Raw genomic sequence first — 14,685 nt, forward strand, 5'->3', positions numbered from 1 at the left:
AGTCTACCATTTTTTTTCTTTCTCTACTACAATCAGAAAATCTTTATATAAAAACTGGTATGAAAGGCTTACTGAATCAGATTCTTGAAAATGCGTGCCCCAAATTAGGAAATAATATAAATCAGTTAGTTCATTATTTTTTAGTTCGTAAAAATCTGTAAGATTTTTGAGAATTGAGAAATTGAGCGGAAAAGAGTTATATTCACTATGCAAATTGCCATTTTTACGCATTTTTTTTAATTCTGGGAGTTCAAAATTAGTATAGTCATCATCGAAAAAATAATCATTTCCGCTAATAAATTCAAAATTTTTAATCTTTTCCTCAAATTTTGAAACTAATTTTTTATTAATCCCGAAGCGAAAATAAATATATAAAGGAAAGAAAATTGTTTGAAATATTAGAATAAAAGAAATTTCGGGGTAAATACCGAAAAAAACAGTTTTAGGATTAAAAGCAACTTTATATAAGACAAAAAAGAGAATTTTTAACAAAAATAAAAATGTAAAAATCACTATTAGAATTTTTATTTTAGTTTTATTTTTAAAAATTATTTCTTTTGCTTTTTGATAACCAGAAAAATAAATTTGGTTGGTGCTAATTTTTTGCTTTCTTTCCAATTTTAAAACGAACTTAAAAACCTTGCGCAAATAAAGGTTAATTTCAAATTTATATTTAGAATAAGCGTTAATTGCCAAAAAAATAATTATAAAAATTCCATAAAAAATATGGAAATCTAGTGCCCGAAATTTTGCTAAATTATTTAAGGTTTCAAGTTCGCTGTTTTCCAAATTTAAACTCCTTTTCTTTTCAAAAAGCTATCCTAAATTGTCTATTTTTGTTGAATTAGGCAATTTTCTAATATATCATTCGTTAAGAAAAGGGTTAAAAACTTTAATCATTCCTCATTTTCTTAACCTTAATGGGTCAATTTCTAGCATTTGCTCAATTGTTTTTGTTTCATTAGTTTTTAGATTTTTAAAAACTAAATTTTTACCTCCCGTTCCACTATTATAATAATAATCAGTTTGCGGAGTTTCATTGATTACAACTCACTCAACCTCTTCAATTACATTGTATCTTGATCATAAGGATACCGATAAGGAATGTAACTTTTCTTCAAATTCATTAATTTTTGCTATTCTTTGATTCGATTGCAATAAATCATAAATTGTAAACCCCATACCTATTAGTTCGAACGGAACATTAAAATTAGAAATTAATGATGGTTTAAGTTTTAAGCTACTTGGTGAAATAACTTTAAAAGAATTACCAGAAGTAGCTTTTGACACTAGATCATAAAGATTTTTTTTAATTCCAAAAATTGCAAATGATAAAAATCCATAAACTGTTTTAAATAAGGAAAATTTTTCATCCTCATTTGGTATAGAAAATAATTTCGTATAATAAGTAATTTTTTCACGGATTTGCTCAATTTTTCTATTTGTTTTCTCAATAATTACCGAAATCACTCCAGATGAAATTCCAGTAGCAAAGGTTAGAGTTGTTAGGAATGGAAAAAATAACGAAGCAATTCCAGAAATTATTGAAGAAACTGTTAAACCAATTTGTGCTGAAATTAGTTTATTTAGAAGATTTTCAGAAGTTTTCAACTCTTGCAATAAATCATCATTAATCTTCTTATTAATTTTTATTAATTTTTTCAACTCTTCGAGTTCAAAAATTAACTGTTTAGAATTTTCTTCGCCGTCAATAATGTTAACTTGATATTTTTTTTCTTGGTCGATGATTCTTGTTTTTAAACTTTTTTTGAATTTTTTTGATAATTCTTTATTCTTTTTTACATCTTTTTTGAATTCAAGAGCAATCTTTTTAACTTCTTTTTGAAACCTTTTTAGGTGTGAATCCGAGATGGCTGCTATTACAATATCTTTTTGTTCTTGTGTTAGTTGATTTTTCAAATCAGTTTTTCCAATAAGTTTTTTTACTATTTTTGTTAAGTCTTCTTTTGAAATTTTTTTTGATAATTTTGTTGCCGAAATTTTTTTATCAGCAATTTGCTCACTAATTTTATTAAGTTCAATAAAATCTTCAGTTGCAATAGTTTTAATAAAATCAGAAATTTGTTGATTAGTTTCAATGTTATTATGATTAAAATTTGGTGAGACAACACTAGCAATATTAGATACTGCTGTTATATAATTTACGTTTAATAAAAGTTTCTTCATTTTGAGTAACCTAAAAAATATATAAGAATAAATTTTAGCATAAAAGTTATAATTTCCAAAACAAAGGGAATATTAAATATTTTGTGTCTTAAGGTAAATCTAATTTGATAAAATTTATCCTAAAGGACTAATATATATAAACATTACTTGATCTAAAAAGTTAAAAAGCGCATTGATAAGAAAAGAATATCATAACCAAAATTTCAAATATGTCTAAAACTTTATAGAGGCAATCAAAAAAGCGAGATTAACCCAAAATTTAAACAATAAAAAAAGGATAAAAGCGAAAAACGGGTAATATCTACAAGTAAATTAATGAAAAAATCAGTAAAAAATCGTTAATAAATGCTTGTTTTTGCTAATTTAGTATTTGTGCTTAATTAATTAAATCGCTAATCTTGTTCAAATTTAAACCATTTTTTGCCGAAACAAACAAGCAATTTATTTTTAAATTATCACATTTTTTCAATAATTTTGCACGCTCAGATTGGTTTGTTTTATCAATTTTATTTGCTAAAATTTGAATTTCTAGTTTTAATGAAACTAGAAATTCAATCATTTCAAAATCAAGATCGGTAAACCCAACTTTGCCATCGATTAATAAAAAAACAGTTAAAATATATGAATTTTTACTAAAATAGTCAAATACCATTGTTTCAATTTCACGTTTTTTTGTCTGCGATAATCGTGCATAACCATAGCCCGGAAGATCAACAACCAACTTTTTGTTTTCGTTTTGATAAAAATTTAAAAGTTGCGTTTTTCCAGGTTTTGAAGAAATTCGCGCTATCTTTTGTTTAGCAAGTGCGTTAATTAGCGAGGATTTACCAACATTAGAACGCCCAATAAAGGCAAATTGTGGTTCTAAATAACAATTTGTAGGGCAAGATTTAAGAAATTTTCACATTTTTTTGATAATATCTTCCGAAAAATAATTATAAAACTAAAATTTAGTTAATAAATAATAACATAAAAATTAGACAAAATTAATAAATATTAAAACTTTTCTTCATAGTAAAAATTTATTTAAAACGATAAATTTTTACTATGAAGAAAGCTTCAAAAACTTAAAAAAATATTAAGAACCTTTTATTCACAAAAAAGTTTTTCAATAATAATCATAATAATATAAATATTTAATTATTATATGAAATATTAAAAAAAATAATTTTATACTTTTTTCCGTTTTTTCTGTATAATTTCTTTTTACGTAAAAGGACTTTGAAGCATAAGGTTGCGATACACGAGAGAGAGTTGTTATCGTTTATCGGTTTTTATGTGGAGTTCGTTCAAATTTTATGAACAGGAGCAACTCAATTGATTTTTTTATGAATACAACGTCAATTAAAATTAAACTAAAAGCATTTGACCATCGTCAAATCGATGCAGCAGCTAAGAAAATTATGCTTTTGGCTCGCGAACTTAATGTCGAAACTCGTGGACCAGTGCCACTTCCGACTTCAAGAGCAATTTATACAATTCTTAGATCAGTTCACATTAATAAAAAATCACGTGAACAATTTGAAAGTCGCACACATAAACGACTTGTAATTTTAAAAGTATCCCCTACAAATCAAAAAGCAGTGACTGAAAAAATCTCGCGATCACAATTACCAGCAGGGGTTTGATTAGAAATCGAGGTAAGTTAAAATGAAAGGAATTCTAGCAAAAAAGATCGGAATGAGCCAACTTTTTACAACAGATGGTGTCGCTATTCCTGTTAGCATAATCGAAGTTCCCGAAAATGTGGTAACTAAAGTTATCACCAAAGAAGAAAATGATTACAACGCTATTCAACTTGCTGCTTTTGATAAAAAAGAATCACGTTTTCGCAAACCCGAAATTGGTCATTTTGCAAAAGCAAACACTAAACCAAAAAAGTTTGTCCGTGAATTTCGCGATGTTCAAGGGTTTAAATTAGGTCAAATTGTTGATGTTTCAATTTTTAGTGCTGGTGAATTTGTTGATGTAATTGGAACATCAAAAGGAAAAGGGTTCGCTGGAACAATTAAACGTCATAATCAAGCAATCGGACCTAGATCGCACGGTGGTGGGGGTGGTTCAAAACCAATACGTCAAACTGGATCACTTGGAGATATTTCTGGGAATAAAGTTGTAAAAGGAATGACGATGCCAGGACATTTAGGTCATTCACGCGTTACAAAACAATCACTTGAAATTATTAAAGTTGATAAAGAAAATAACTTATTAATAGTAAAAGGTTCAGTTCCTGGTCCAAAAAAATCTTTTTTGATGATAAAAACTGCATCGAAAAAGCCGTTTGCTAAAACTCCAGTTAGTCTTTTTGAGATTGAATCTAAGGTTCAGGAGTTAAAAAATGAATAAAAATTCAGAAATTACTATTCAAACTAGAAAATATGAAAATCTAGTTAAATTTAATTCAAATAATGATTTGCCAGCATCATTATTTGAATTAAAAGATTTACATTATCAAGCGATTTTTGATTCAATTTTATCTGAAAGAGCATCACGAAGATTTTCAACACACAAAGTAAAAAATCGCGCTGAGGTTTCAGGAACAGGGAAAAAGCCTTGAAAACAAAAATCGACTGGTAAAGCTCGTGCGGGGTCAAAAAGATCGCCAATATTTGTCGGCGGTGGGCGTGCTTTTGGGCCAACTACCCAAAGAAATTACGACTTAAAAGTTAATAAGAAAGTGAAAAAAATCGCCTTTATTTCCGCTCTATCCCAACTTGCACAAAACCAACAAATTCTTGTTAGCGACTTTGCAATGGATAAAATTTCAACAAAATCACTTGTAGATCAGTTAAAAACATTTAAAATCGACCATCTTCGTCACATTTTAATTGCTTCTAGTGATCCAAATTTATTTTTATCTGCAAGAAATTTAGCAAACATTGAACTAGTAAAGCCAAATTCACTAACAGTTGAGTCATTAATTAAAGCTGATTTGTTAGTGATTTCAAAAAATGATGTTGCAAATCTTGAAAAAAGGATTTAAAAAATGAATGTCAATGAAATTATTAAAGGTCCAATTTTAACGGAAAAATCCTACCAGTTAATGTCTGCAGGAGTTTATTCTTTTAAAGTTAGTCCAAAAACAAATCGCTCAGAGACAAAAAAAGCTGTTGAATACATTTTTAATGTCAAAGTCGATAAAGTTAATATTTTTACTGTCCCAAAAAAAGAAAAAAATCTCGGAAAATCAAAAGGTTTTACTAGCAGATACAAAAGAGCGCTTGTGAAATTAAAACCAGGTTATACAATTAATCTTTTCGGTGATGAAAGTCCAGAAGTTGATAACAAAGATAGTCAAACAAACGATGAAATAACAACAAAAATTGCTGAAAAAAGAGCCGAATTAGATGCAAAAAATAAAGAAATCGCCGAAAAACTTGCTAAAAAACAAGGAAAAACTGTATCAGAGCAAGCACAAAGTAACGAACTAAATCAAGACTCAGTAAAAACTGATAGTGAAATAATAGAATCCGAAAACCAAGAGAAAGGAGAGTCTAATTAATGGCGCTTAAGTATTATAAACCGACTACAAACGGTCGTCGTCATATGTCTTCACTTGATTTTGGTGCAAATTTAACCACTGATAAACCAGAAAAGTCGCTCCTTGTAATTCTTAAAAAACATTCAGGACGTAATGCTCAAGGTAAAATTACCGTTCGTCATCAAGGTGGCAGACATAAAAGAAAATACCGCTTAATTGATTTTAAAAGAAATAAAGATAATATTCCTGGGATTGTTAAGACAATCGAATACGATCCTAACCGTTCGGCAAATATTGCGCTAATTTCTTATATCGATGGGGAAAAACGCTATATTTTAGCACCGAAAAATCTCAAAGTGGGACAGAGAATTCTGTCAGGAACTGATGCTGATATTCTTGTCGGAAATGCGCTTCCGCTTGCTAATATTCCTGAGGGAACTTTCATTCATAACATCGAATTACATCCTGGCGCAGGCGGGCAATTAATTCGTTCAGCGGGAACTTGAGCACAAATTCAAGGTCGCGATGAAAGTGGAAAATACGTTGTTATTAAGTTAAAATCTGGTGAATACCGTCGGATTTTAGCTACTTGTCGGGCAACAATTGGTGTTGTTGGTAACGAAGAAAATTCACTTGTTAACATCGGAAAAGCGGGAAGAAATCGTCATAAAGGAATAAGACCAACGGTGCGTGGATCAGTTATGAACCCTAACGATCACCCTCATGGTGGTGGAGAAGGAAAACAGCCAATTGGACGTAAATCACCATTGACTCCATGAGGTAAAAAAGCGCTTGGAGTTAAAACAAGAGATCCGAAAAAAGCATCAACTAAATTGATAATTCGTTCAAGAAAGGAAACTAAAAAATAATGGCTCGTTCACTTAAAAAAGGTCCGTTTGCTGATGAGCATCTTCTGAAAAAAGTCGATGATGCAATTGCGAATAATTCACGTAAACCAATTAAAACTTGATCGCGGCGTTCAACAATTTTCCCTCAGTTTGTCGGACTAACATTTTTAGTTCATAATGGCAAAATTTTTAACGAAGTTTATGTTACCGATGATATGGTTGGACATAAATTAGGTGAGTTTTCGCCAACACGAACTTATTATGGGCATGGTAAAGATAAGGCTAAAAAGAAATAAAAAGGAAATTAACAAATGAGTTTAACTAATAATAGTTTAGTAAGTGCATCGGTAAAAACACAACGGATTTCTGCATCAAAAGCACGTCTTGTTGCCGTCTTATTAAAAAACAAACCTGTCTATGAAGCTCTTTCAATTCTTAACCATACCAACAAAAAAGCTGCACCGATTTTTAAAAAATTAATTAACTCCGCAATTGCTAATGCAATTAACAACCACGGTCTTGAACAATCTAATTTAGTAGTAAAAGCCGCAATTGTTAATGAAGGTCCAACTTTAAAACGTTTTCGTCCACGAGCAAAAGGTTCTGCAAGCCAAATTTTGAAACGAACTTCGCATTTTAAGGTAGTTCTTACTAACGAATATGCTGATTCTGACTTCGAAAACACCGATTTTACTAGTGAAAATCACCCATATGAGAGCGATATTGATACAAACACCCAAGAAAGCGATCAAAAACAAACCCATATGAGCGCCGAAATTAATGACTCAGCGGATAAAACCATTGAAAATAACGCCACAGAAGCAAATTTAGTACAAGAAGCGGACGAAAAAGGAGATAAATAATGGGGCAAAAGGTCAATCCAAATGGTTTCCGTTTCGGAATTACGAAACCGCATAATGCAATTTGGTATGCTGATAAAAAAGATTTTTCAAAAAATTTATTAGAAGATGTAAAAATTCACCGTTTTTTTGAAAAATTAACTCGTGAATACCAAATTGGGAACACTGTCATTCGTCGTGATCGTAATAATGCAATAACCGTTTTAGTTCATACAGCAAAATTAGGATCTTTTCTTGGAACTTCAGGGGAAAATTTAAAGAAAATTGTTGAAAAACTAAAAAAAACCTTAAAAAATCGTAAAATTATTATTAACATCGATGCAATTGAAATCCAAAACCCAGAAGTAAATGCAAAATTAATGGCTGAAGCGATTGCGCAAAAACTAGAACAACGTGGATCTTACCGAATTGCCCAAAAATTTGCAATCCGAACCGCGCTAAAAGCGGGTGCAAAAGGGGTAAAAACACTTGTATCTGGTCGTCTTAACGGTGTCGAAATGGCTCGTTCAGAAGGTTATGCCGAAGGGGAAATGAAATTACATACTCTTCGTCAGAATGTCGAATATGCAACCGCAATTGCTAAAACTACCTACGGGATTCTTGGGGTTAAAGTTTGAGTTTCGCACGGGGAAATCAGACAAAAAATTGATATTGAAACTGTAATTAAAAGTGATAAAAGGAGATAAAAATGCTGCAACCAAAAAAAACAAAGCATCGTAAAACTTTCCGCCTTTATCACGACAAACGTGATGCCCATTCTGGTAATTACCTTGCTTTTGGTGACTACGGACTACAAGCAATCGGCTCAGCTTGAGTTTCAGCTGCCCAAATTGAGGCGGCTCGGATTGCGATTACAAGAAGAATGGGACGTGAAGGACAAGTTATTATTCGAATTTTCCCTCATTTAGCGCTAACTTCAAAACCAATTGGGGTCAGAATGGGATCAGGGAAAGGTTCAGTTGATCGTTGAGTTGCCGTTGTCAAACGAAATACAATGTTATTCGAGATTAAAGGTGTAAAAGATGATGTTGCCCGTGATGCGCTTCGACTTGGCGGTCATAAATTACCACTTAAATGGAAAATAGTAAGTATAGTTTAGGAAAATCATGGAATTTAAAGAACTTTTAAAAAAAACACCAAGCGAGTTAAATTCGCTCCTTCTTGAATATCGTTCCGAATTATTCATCTTACGTTTCAAAAACCAAAGCTCAAATTTAGACCAAAGTCATAAAATCGCCCAAATGCGGAAAATCATTGCCCGAATTTTAACTATCATTTCCCAAAAAAACCTCCAAGAAAATCCTAGACCAAAAAAACTAACTAAAAAACAGAAAAAACTTAAAAAAATTACTTTTTCTCACAGATCAAAGTCAATAAAAGCCAATTTTAATGCAAATGTAAAACCACTTTTAGCACCGAAAATGCAAAACAAAATAATAACAACCCCAGAAATGAGTGTTGAAAATGACTAATTTAAATATAACTAACTTGTTAAAAAAACCACAAACACGTAACCTTCGTAAAACTTTACAAGGAAAAGTGATCCGAACTTCACCAAAGACAATTATGGTTGCCGTTGAAAGCGCTTATAAACATAAACTTTATGCAAAACGTTTTCGTAAAACGAAAAAATTTGCTACTCACGATGAAAAAGGGCTTGCCAATGTTGGTGATTTTGTCAAAATTGCCGAATGTCGACCAATTTCAAAAACTAAACATTTCCGTTTAGTTGAAGTTGTCCAGAAAAAAGGAGAAATCTAAAATGGTTCAAGAACTCTCTCGTCTCAATGTCGCTGATAATTCTGGCGCAAAAGTTGTTGGGGTAATCCGTAATTTAGGTGGTTCAGTTAAAAAGACTTCAAATATTGGGGATATTGTTGTCGTTTCTGTTAAAAAAGCAATTCCGAACGGAATTCTTAAAGAAGGTCAAGTGGTTAAAGCTTTAATTGTCCGTTCTACTTACGGACTTCGTCGCCCAAATGGTTCACATATTAAATTCGACGATAATGCTGTTGTAATTATCAAAGAAGACGGAACACCGCGGGGAACAAGGGTATTTGGTCCAATTGCTCGGGAAATTCGTGAAAAAGGTTATTTAAAAATTGCTTCCCTAGCACAGGAGGTATTATAAAAATGGCAAAAATTCGTAAAAATGATACCGTATTAGTTTTATCTGGTGATGACAAAGGAAAAGTATCTTCGGTTTTAGAACTAATTCCAGCAAAAAAAGCGGCAATTGTTAAAGGTGTTAATACTAGAACAAAACATAAAAAACCATCAAATAAAAATACGAGCGGCGAAATTGTTAACTTTGATGCCCCAATTTTACTCTCCAAGCTAGCGCTAGTAGCGAAAAAAGCAACAAAAGACAAACCTGCAATTCCGACTCGTGTCGGTTTTAAACTCGAAAATGGCAAAAAAATCCGTATTGCAAAAAAAACAGGAAAGGCAATTTAGAATGACAAAGCTCGAACAGCACTACCGTGAAAATGTTTTTGGACAATTAAAAGAACATTTTAATTTCAAATCGCCTTCACAAGTTCCTAAAATTACCAAAGTAGTTGTGAATATGACTGCTGGAAATCAAGTAAGCAATGCCAAAGCAATCGAAGCTGTTCTTGAAGATCTAGCAAAAATTACGGGACAAAAACCTTACAAAACCGTTGCTAAAAAATCACTTGCAACTTGAAAATTACGTCAAGGAATGCCAATGGGCGGAAAAGTTACTTTACGACGTCAGCAAATGTGGAATTTCCTTGCAAAAGTTTTACATATTGCTATCCCGCGAATCCGTGATTTTCGTGGGCTTTCACTAAAATCTTTTGATGGTAATGGTAATTTTGCCCTTGGTTTTAAAGAAGCAATTGTTTTCCCAGAAATAACTTTTGATAAAATCACCAAAATCCATGGACTTGATGTAATTATTGTTACAACTGCTAAAAATAATGAAGAAGCACAGAAATTATTAGAATTATTAGGTTTTCCTTTTGCTAAAAAAGTTTAACTTTAGCAAATAAAATTAAAAAATTTAAAAAACCAATAATAAAAAAATCAAAGGATAAAACTTATGGCAAAAATGTCGTGAAAAGTAAAAGCAAACCGGGTACCAAAATTTAAAGTTCGCGCCTATACACGTTGTCAGTTATGTGGTCGTTCCCATTCAGTTTTGCGTAAATTTAGAATTTGCCGGATTTGTTTTCGTACATTAGCACACCAAGGGCGAATCCCTGGAATTAAGAAAGCGAGTTGGTAAGAAATTATGGCTTTTATTACAGATCCAATTGCTGATATGCTCACCCGTATTCGCAATGCAACACTTAGAAAACATAAACAAGTATCATTCCAACATTCAAAAACAAAACAAAAAATGTTAGAAATCATTAAAGATGCAGGTTATATTAAAGACTTTATTATCGAAGGCGATCTAAAAAAAACAATTACCGTTGAACTAAAATACAAAGGTAATGTTTCGGCCATTTCTGGACTTAAACGAATTTCAAAACCTTCATTACGTGTTTATACAACCGCGCTGAAAATTCCTTTTGTCCAATCAGGTTTCGGAATTGCAATTCTTTCAACTTCAAAAGGACTTCTAACAGATTCACAAGCAAGAAAGGAAAATATTGGCGGAGAAATTATCGCCTATATTTGGTAAGGAAGCAAAATGTCACGTGTCGGTAATCGTCTTTTAGTTATTCCGGAACAAGTTTTAGTTGAAATTAGTGGATCAAATGTTAAAGTCAAAGGACCTTTAGGAATTTTAGAGCGTCAATTTTCGGAGTCAATTACAATTTTACAAGAAGAAAACATTCTTAAAACAAAAAGAAGTTCGGAATTAAAACAGATCAAACAACTTCATGGAACAACCAATTCGCATTTAGGCGCAATGCTAATTGGGGTATCAAAAGGTTTTCAAAAAGAGTTAAAAATCAAAGGGGTCGGATATAAAGCGACTTTAAAAGCGAATCTGATCGAACTTTTAGTTGGTTATTCCCATCCAGTGGAAATTAAAATTCCGCAAGAACTTGATGTTTTAATCCCAAATGCAACAACAATTCAAATCAAAGGAATTGATAAACAAAAAGTCGGGCAATTTGCCGCCCAAATTCGTCAAGTGCGTAAACCAAATGCTTATTCTGGAAAAGGAATTTCTTATAGTGATGAAATTCTCAAACTCAAAGAAGGGAAAAAAGCTTCAAAATAATTATGCAAAAATCACGTAATTTTCATCGTAAAGTAAAACATGTTCGTATTTTAGCAAAACTAGTTGCAAAAAGGGAGAATGAGCAAAAATACCGTATCGGTGTTTATAAATCGTTACGTCATTTTTATGCTTATATTTTTGACCCTTGAAAAAAACAAGTGATCCTTTCTGTTTCCACACTTGATAAAACTGATAAATACAGTGGTAATATTCTTGCAGCAACTAATTTAGCTCCAGAATTATATACCAAAATTAAAGAACTAAAATTAGAAAATAGTCCCTTTATTTTCGATCGGAGCGGTTATTTATACCACGGACGCGTTAAAGCTTTTGCCGATGCACTCAGAGCACAAGGAGTAAAATTCTAATATGGATAAAAATCTGGAAAAAAAGAATAAGCAAGTCAACCAACCAAAAGAGACACAGAATCAATCTTTTGATAATAAAAACCAACAAAGCCCAAAAGATGGCAAACAACAATTTCAACGCCGTCGTCCACAAAGACCAAAACCATTAAAAGATAAAAATTTTAAACCTGAATTTGAAGAAAGGGTAATTTCTGTTGCCAGGGTTACAAAAGTTGTCAAAGGTGGTCGTCGTTTTTCTTTTAGTGCTTTTGCTGTTGTTGGTAATAAAAAAGGCAAAGTTGGCTTTGGTCACGGGAAGGCAAACGAGGTTCAAGACTCAATTCGTAAAGCGGTAAAAGATGCCCAAAATCGACTTGTAAGCGTGCCAATTTATCGTAAATCAACCGTTCCCCACGAAATTAATGCCAAATATTCGGCATCAAAAATTCTAATCAAACCTGCGCCAAGAGGAAAGGGAATTGTTGCTTCTAATACCGTTCGTGCTGTTGTCGAACTTGCTGGTTATACTGATATTTATACAAAAACTTACGGCTCAAGAACAAAAATTAACGTTGTTCGCGCAACTCTAAAAGCACTTTTAGGACTTAAAACAATCAACCAAGTCGCTGAATTACGCGATCTTAGTCCTGCACAAGCACACGCGCAATCTTATAGCCAAAAACGTTAAAAAACTGTTAAAAAGTTAAAAAATCGTTTGAAAAACTAAATATTCTTTTTTTAATTTTAATAATAGTCCTTTTCATCTTCATTTTTCTTTTTAAATTTTGTCTTTTAAAAAGAAAAATGAAGTATAATTATATAGTTTAAATCAAAAGGATGGAAAAAATGTCAATCAGACTTGAAAATCTTAGCTACATCCCTGGTTCACGGACAAAAAAACACCGTAAAGGTCGCGGACACGCTGCTGGAAAAGGGAAACAAGCAGGTCGGGGACAGTCAGGACAAAAAAAGCGTTCTACTGTTCGTCTTGGTTTTGAAGGGGGGCAAAACCCTTGGTTCCGTCGGGTACCAAAAGTTGGATTTCACAATTTTAACGCAAGAAAATTCGAAATTTTCAACCTGTCCGATCTTGAAAGCCGCTACCAAGATGGTGATAAAATCAGTTTAGAATCTTTATATCTTAAAGGAATTCTAAAAAAACGAAATCTCCCTGCTAAATTACTTGCAAAAGGTGAACTTACAAAAAAAATAACAATCACCACTAACGCTTATTCGGCGGCGGCGCTAGAAAAAATTGAAAAACTTGGTGGCAAAATCGAGGTTCGCTAGTGTTTAAATTTTTGGGAAAAATTTGGGAAAAAATAAACTCTGGTTATATCATTCTAAAGAACCGTGCTTATTTTGCTTATAAAGAAAAAATTTTAACCCGAAAATTAATTTTTACTTTTTTTTTACTAGTAATTTTTATCGTTTGTGGTACAATTACTATCCCTGGATTAAAATTATTACAATTTCAACTTGATGCTAATTCCTTTTTAGGAATTATTAATACCGTCGGCGGCGGCGGACTTCTTAATTTTTCAGTTGTTGCACTCGGAATTAGCCCGTTTATAACGGCATCTTTGTTTATGCTAATTGCGCAGACGAAATTATTCCCCCCCATTCACCGACTATCGCAATCAGGTCCTGCAGGTAGACGAAAAATTAATATAATCACCCGTTTTTTAACCCTTTTAGTTGCACTTATCCAGGCGATTGTACTAATTCGGACCGTTATTTTAAATACTGACTTCGGTTTTGTTCGTCTTGAAATTAACACGCCCGTATTTATTTGACTAGTTTTACCGTTAATACTAATTTCAGGTTCTCTTTTTTCGTTATTTCTAGCAGAACAAATCACCGACAAAGGTGTTGGTAACGGAACTTCGCTTTTGATTTTTTCAGGAATTATTGTCGGTTTACCACGTCGTTTCCAACATGCTTTTGAGTATCTTGTCGATCTTAACTCGCCTTCTTCACTCATTACGCAAGTATTAAGTTTTATTTTATATGTTGTCGGATTTTTAGTTGTTTTATTAGTTTCAGTTTATGTTTATTTAGCTGAACGCAAAATCCCGATCCAACAAACTGGATCAGGGATGTCAAAAAATGTTAAAGAAATTTCGATCCTACCATTAAAATTAAACCCTGCTGGAATTATGCCCGTCATTTTCGCATTAATTGTTGTATCGCTACCGACACTTTTTAGTGGTTTTCTTGACCGTAATACCTCAGCAGTTCGAAATTGAATTGATAATAATATGCAAATTCACCACCCGCTTGGTCTTAGTATTTTTATCGTTTTCAATATCGCCTTTAGTATTATTATGTCTTTACAGCAATCACGGATTGATAAAATTTCGCAAGATTTTGCCAAAAATTCAACTTTTATCCCTGGAATTCGTCCTGGTGAACAAACTGAGGACTATCTGATCGGAGTTGTGTTAAGACTTTCAATTTTTAGTGCAATTTATCTTACTTTTCTCGGAATTCTCCAACCAGTTGAAATTATGTTAGGACTACCTTCGGCGATTACTTTTTCAGGTACTTCGATAATAATTTTAGCAACAACCACACTTGAGACGATCTCACAAATAAAAGCCCGTTATGATGCCCAAAAAGTTCTAAAACAAAGTAAAAAAATTCGTAAAAGTCTTAATCTTAAAGGATCTTCGAACTCTTCTAATTCAAATCGCGATCTTCTATGATAAAATTTATGTTTAAAATTTATGTTTAAAATTTTTTTAATCAAAGGATA

At 32.1% G+C, this 14,685-nt stretch carries 24 protein-coding genes; 21 read left to right on the forward strand and 3 right to left on the reverse strand.

What is annotated here, in order from left to right; translation table 4 throughout:
* Positions 1-3: 3 nt before the first annotated feature.
* The 3 genes from MDIS_RS01470 to yihA form a co-directional block, all read right to left on the reverse strand.
* Positions 4-789 carry a hypothetical protein gene (locus MDIS_RS01470; protein WP_044635328.1) on the reverse strand — a complete coding sequence of 262 codons (786 nt, stop codon included), beginning with the start codon at positions 787-789 and terminating at the stop codon, positions 4-6.
* 27 nt (positions 790-816) lie between these two features.
* The gene (locus MDIS_RS01475; protein ID WP_044635329.1) at positions 817-2,187 is read right to left on the reverse strand and encodes a hypothetical protein; all 1,371 of its coding nucleotides are present in this window, start codon (positions 2,185-2,187) and stop codon (positions 817-819) included.
* Between the two features lie 376 nt (positions 2,188-2,563).
* On the reverse strand, positions 2,564-3,094 hold the full coding sequence (gene yihA / locus MDIS_RS01480) for a ribosome biogenesis GTP-binding protein YihA/YsxC (RefSeq protein WP_044635330.1): 531 nt from the start codon (positions 3,092-3,094) through the stop codon (positions 2,564-2,566).
* Positions 3,095-3,515: 421 nt separating this feature from the next.
* Between yihA and rpsJ the strand changes: the two genes are divergently transcribed.
* The 21 genes from rpsJ to secY all read left to right on the forward strand — a co-directional run bounded on the left by rpsJ (position 3,516) and on the right by secY (position 14,638).
* The gene (gene rpsJ, locus MDIS_RS01485) at positions 3,516-3,836 is read left to right on the forward strand and encodes a 30S ribosomal protein S10 (protein ID WP_044635763.1); all 321 of its coding nucleotides are present in this window, start codon (positions 3,516-3,518) and stop codon (positions 3,834-3,836) included.
* Position 3,837: 1 nt separating this feature from the next.
* Positions 3,838-4,533: a 50S ribosomal protein L3 gene (rplC, locus tag MDIS_RS01490; RefSeq protein WP_044635331.1), complete on the forward strand. Its 696-nt coding sequence runs from the start codon at positions 3,838-3,840 to the stop codon at positions 4,531-4,533.
* Complete coding sequence (gene rplD / locus MDIS_RS01495; protein ID WP_044635332.1) at positions 4,526-5,170, forward strand: 50S ribosomal protein L4; 645 nt, start codon at positions 4,526-4,528, stop codon at positions 5,168-5,170. Before rplC ends, rplD begins: the two co-directional genes overlap by 8 nt.
* A gap of 3 nt (positions 5,171-5,173) precedes the next feature.
* Entirely contained in the window at positions 5,174-5,689 is a 516-nt protein-coding gene (gene rplW / locus MDIS_RS01500; protein WP_044635333.1) for a 50S ribosomal protein L23, read from the forward strand.
* Positions 5,689-6,537: a 50S ribosomal protein L2 gene (rplB, locus tag MDIS_RS01505; protein ID WP_044635334.1), complete on the forward strand. Its 849-nt coding sequence runs from the start codon at positions 5,689-5,691 to the stop codon at positions 6,535-6,537. The genes rplW and rplB overlap by 1 nt, the downstream gene beginning before the upstream one ends.
* Positions 6,537-6,812 carry a 30S ribosomal protein S19 gene (gene rpsS / locus MDIS_RS01510; protein WP_044635335.1) on the forward strand — a complete coding sequence of 92 codons (276 nt, stop codon included), beginning with the start codon at positions 6,537-6,539 and terminating at the stop codon, positions 6,810-6,812. The genes rplB and rpsS overlap by 1 nt, the downstream gene beginning before the upstream one ends.
* Before the next feature lie 15 nt (positions 6,813-6,827).
* The gene (gene rplV, locus MDIS_RS04510; protein WP_044635336.1) at positions 6,828-7,379 is read left to right on the forward strand and encodes a 50S ribosomal protein L22; all 552 of its coding nucleotides are present in this window, start codon (positions 6,828-6,830) and stop codon (positions 7,377-7,379) included.
* Complete coding sequence (rpsC, locus tag MDIS_RS01520) at positions 7,379-8,062, forward strand: 30S ribosomal protein S3 (protein WP_044635337.1); 684 nt, start codon at positions 7,379-7,381, stop codon at positions 8,060-8,062. The genes rplV and rpsC overlap by 1 nt, the downstream gene beginning before the upstream one ends.
* Before the next feature lie 2 nt (positions 8,063-8,064).
* Positions 8,065-8,475, forward strand: coding sequence for a 50S ribosomal protein L16 (gene rplP / locus MDIS_RS01525; RefSeq protein ID WP_044635338.1), 411 nt, complete (start codon positions 8,065-8,067; stop codon positions 8,473-8,475).
* A gap of 7 nt (positions 8,476-8,482) precedes the next feature.
* Complete coding sequence (rpmC, locus tag MDIS_RS01530; RefSeq protein WP_044635339.1) at positions 8,483-8,848, forward strand: 50S ribosomal protein L29; 366 nt, start codon at positions 8,483-8,485, stop codon at positions 8,846-8,848.
* On the forward strand, positions 8,841-9,137 hold the full coding sequence (gene rpsQ / locus MDIS_RS01535) for a 30S ribosomal protein S17 (protein ID WP_044635340.1): 297 nt from the start codon (positions 8,841-8,843) through the stop codon (positions 9,135-9,137). The genes rpmC and rpsQ overlap by 8 nt, the downstream gene beginning before the upstream one ends.
* A gap of 1 nt (position 9,138) precedes the next feature.
* The gene (gene rplN, locus MDIS_RS01540) at positions 9,139-9,507 is read left to right on the forward strand and encodes a 50S ribosomal protein L14 (protein WP_044635341.1); all 369 of its coding nucleotides are present in this window, start codon (positions 9,139-9,141) and stop codon (positions 9,505-9,507) included.
* Positions 9,508-9,509: 2 nt separating this feature from the next.
* Positions 9,510-9,833 (forward strand): 50S ribosomal protein L24, encoded by a 324-nt coding sequence (rplX, locus tag MDIS_RS01545; protein ID WP_044635342.1) that lies wholly within the window; start codon positions 9,510-9,512, stop codon positions 9,831-9,833.
* A gap of 1 nt (position 9,834) precedes the next feature.
* Positions 9,835-10,380 (forward strand): 50S ribosomal protein L5, encoded by a 546-nt coding sequence (rplE, locus tag MDIS_RS01550; RefSeq protein ID WP_044635343.1) that lies wholly within the window; start codon positions 9,835-9,837, stop codon positions 10,378-10,380.
* A 63-nt stretch (positions 10,381-10,443) separates the two neighbouring features.
* A complete protein-coding gene (locus MDIS_RS04060; RefSeq protein WP_002557826.1) occupies positions 10,444-10,629 on the forward strand; it encodes a type Z 30S ribosomal protein S14 in 186 nt (61 codons plus the stop codon).
* A gap of 6 nt (positions 10,630-10,635) precedes the next feature.
* Positions 10,636-11,031, forward strand: a complete 396-nt coding sequence (gene rpsH / locus MDIS_RS01555) for a 30S ribosomal protein S8 (protein ID WP_044635344.1) — start codon at positions 10,636-10,638, stop codon at positions 11,029-11,031.
* 9 nt (positions 11,032-11,040) lie between these two features.
* Entirely contained in the window at positions 11,041-11,580 is a 540-nt protein-coding gene (rplF, locus tag MDIS_RS01560) for a 50S ribosomal protein L6 (protein WP_044635345.1), read from the forward strand.
* Between the two features lie 2 nt (positions 11,581-11,582).
* Positions 11,583-11,948: a 50S ribosomal protein L18 gene (gene rplR / locus MDIS_RS01565; protein WP_044635346.1), complete on the forward strand. Its 366-nt coding sequence runs from the start codon at positions 11,583-11,585 to the stop codon at positions 11,946-11,948.
* Between the two features lies 1 nt (position 11,949).
* The gene (gene rpsE / locus MDIS_RS01570) at positions 11,950-12,615 is read left to right on the forward strand and encodes a 30S ribosomal protein S5 (RefSeq protein ID WP_044635347.1); all 666 of its coding nucleotides are present in this window, start codon (positions 11,950-11,952) and stop codon (positions 12,613-12,615) included.
* A gap of 158 nt (positions 12,616-12,773) precedes the next feature.
* Positions 12,774-13,217, forward strand: coding sequence for a 50S ribosomal protein L15 (gene rplO, locus MDIS_RS01575; RefSeq protein WP_084217531.1), 444 nt, complete (start codon positions 12,774-12,776; stop codon positions 13,215-13,217).
* Positions 13,217-14,638, forward strand: coding sequence for a preprotein translocase subunit SecY (gene secY, locus MDIS_RS01580; protein WP_044635348.1), 1,422 nt, complete (start codon positions 13,217-13,219; stop codon positions 14,636-14,638). The genes rplO and secY overlap by 1 nt, the downstream gene beginning before the upstream one ends.
* Positions 14,639-14,685 lie beyond the last annotated feature (47 nt).

Origin of the sequence: Mesomycoplasma dispar, from assembly GCF_000941075.1 — a bacterium.
GTDB lineage: Bacteria > Bacillota_I > Bacilli_A > Mycoplasmatales > Metamycoplasmataceae > Mesomycoplasma > Mesomycoplasma dispar.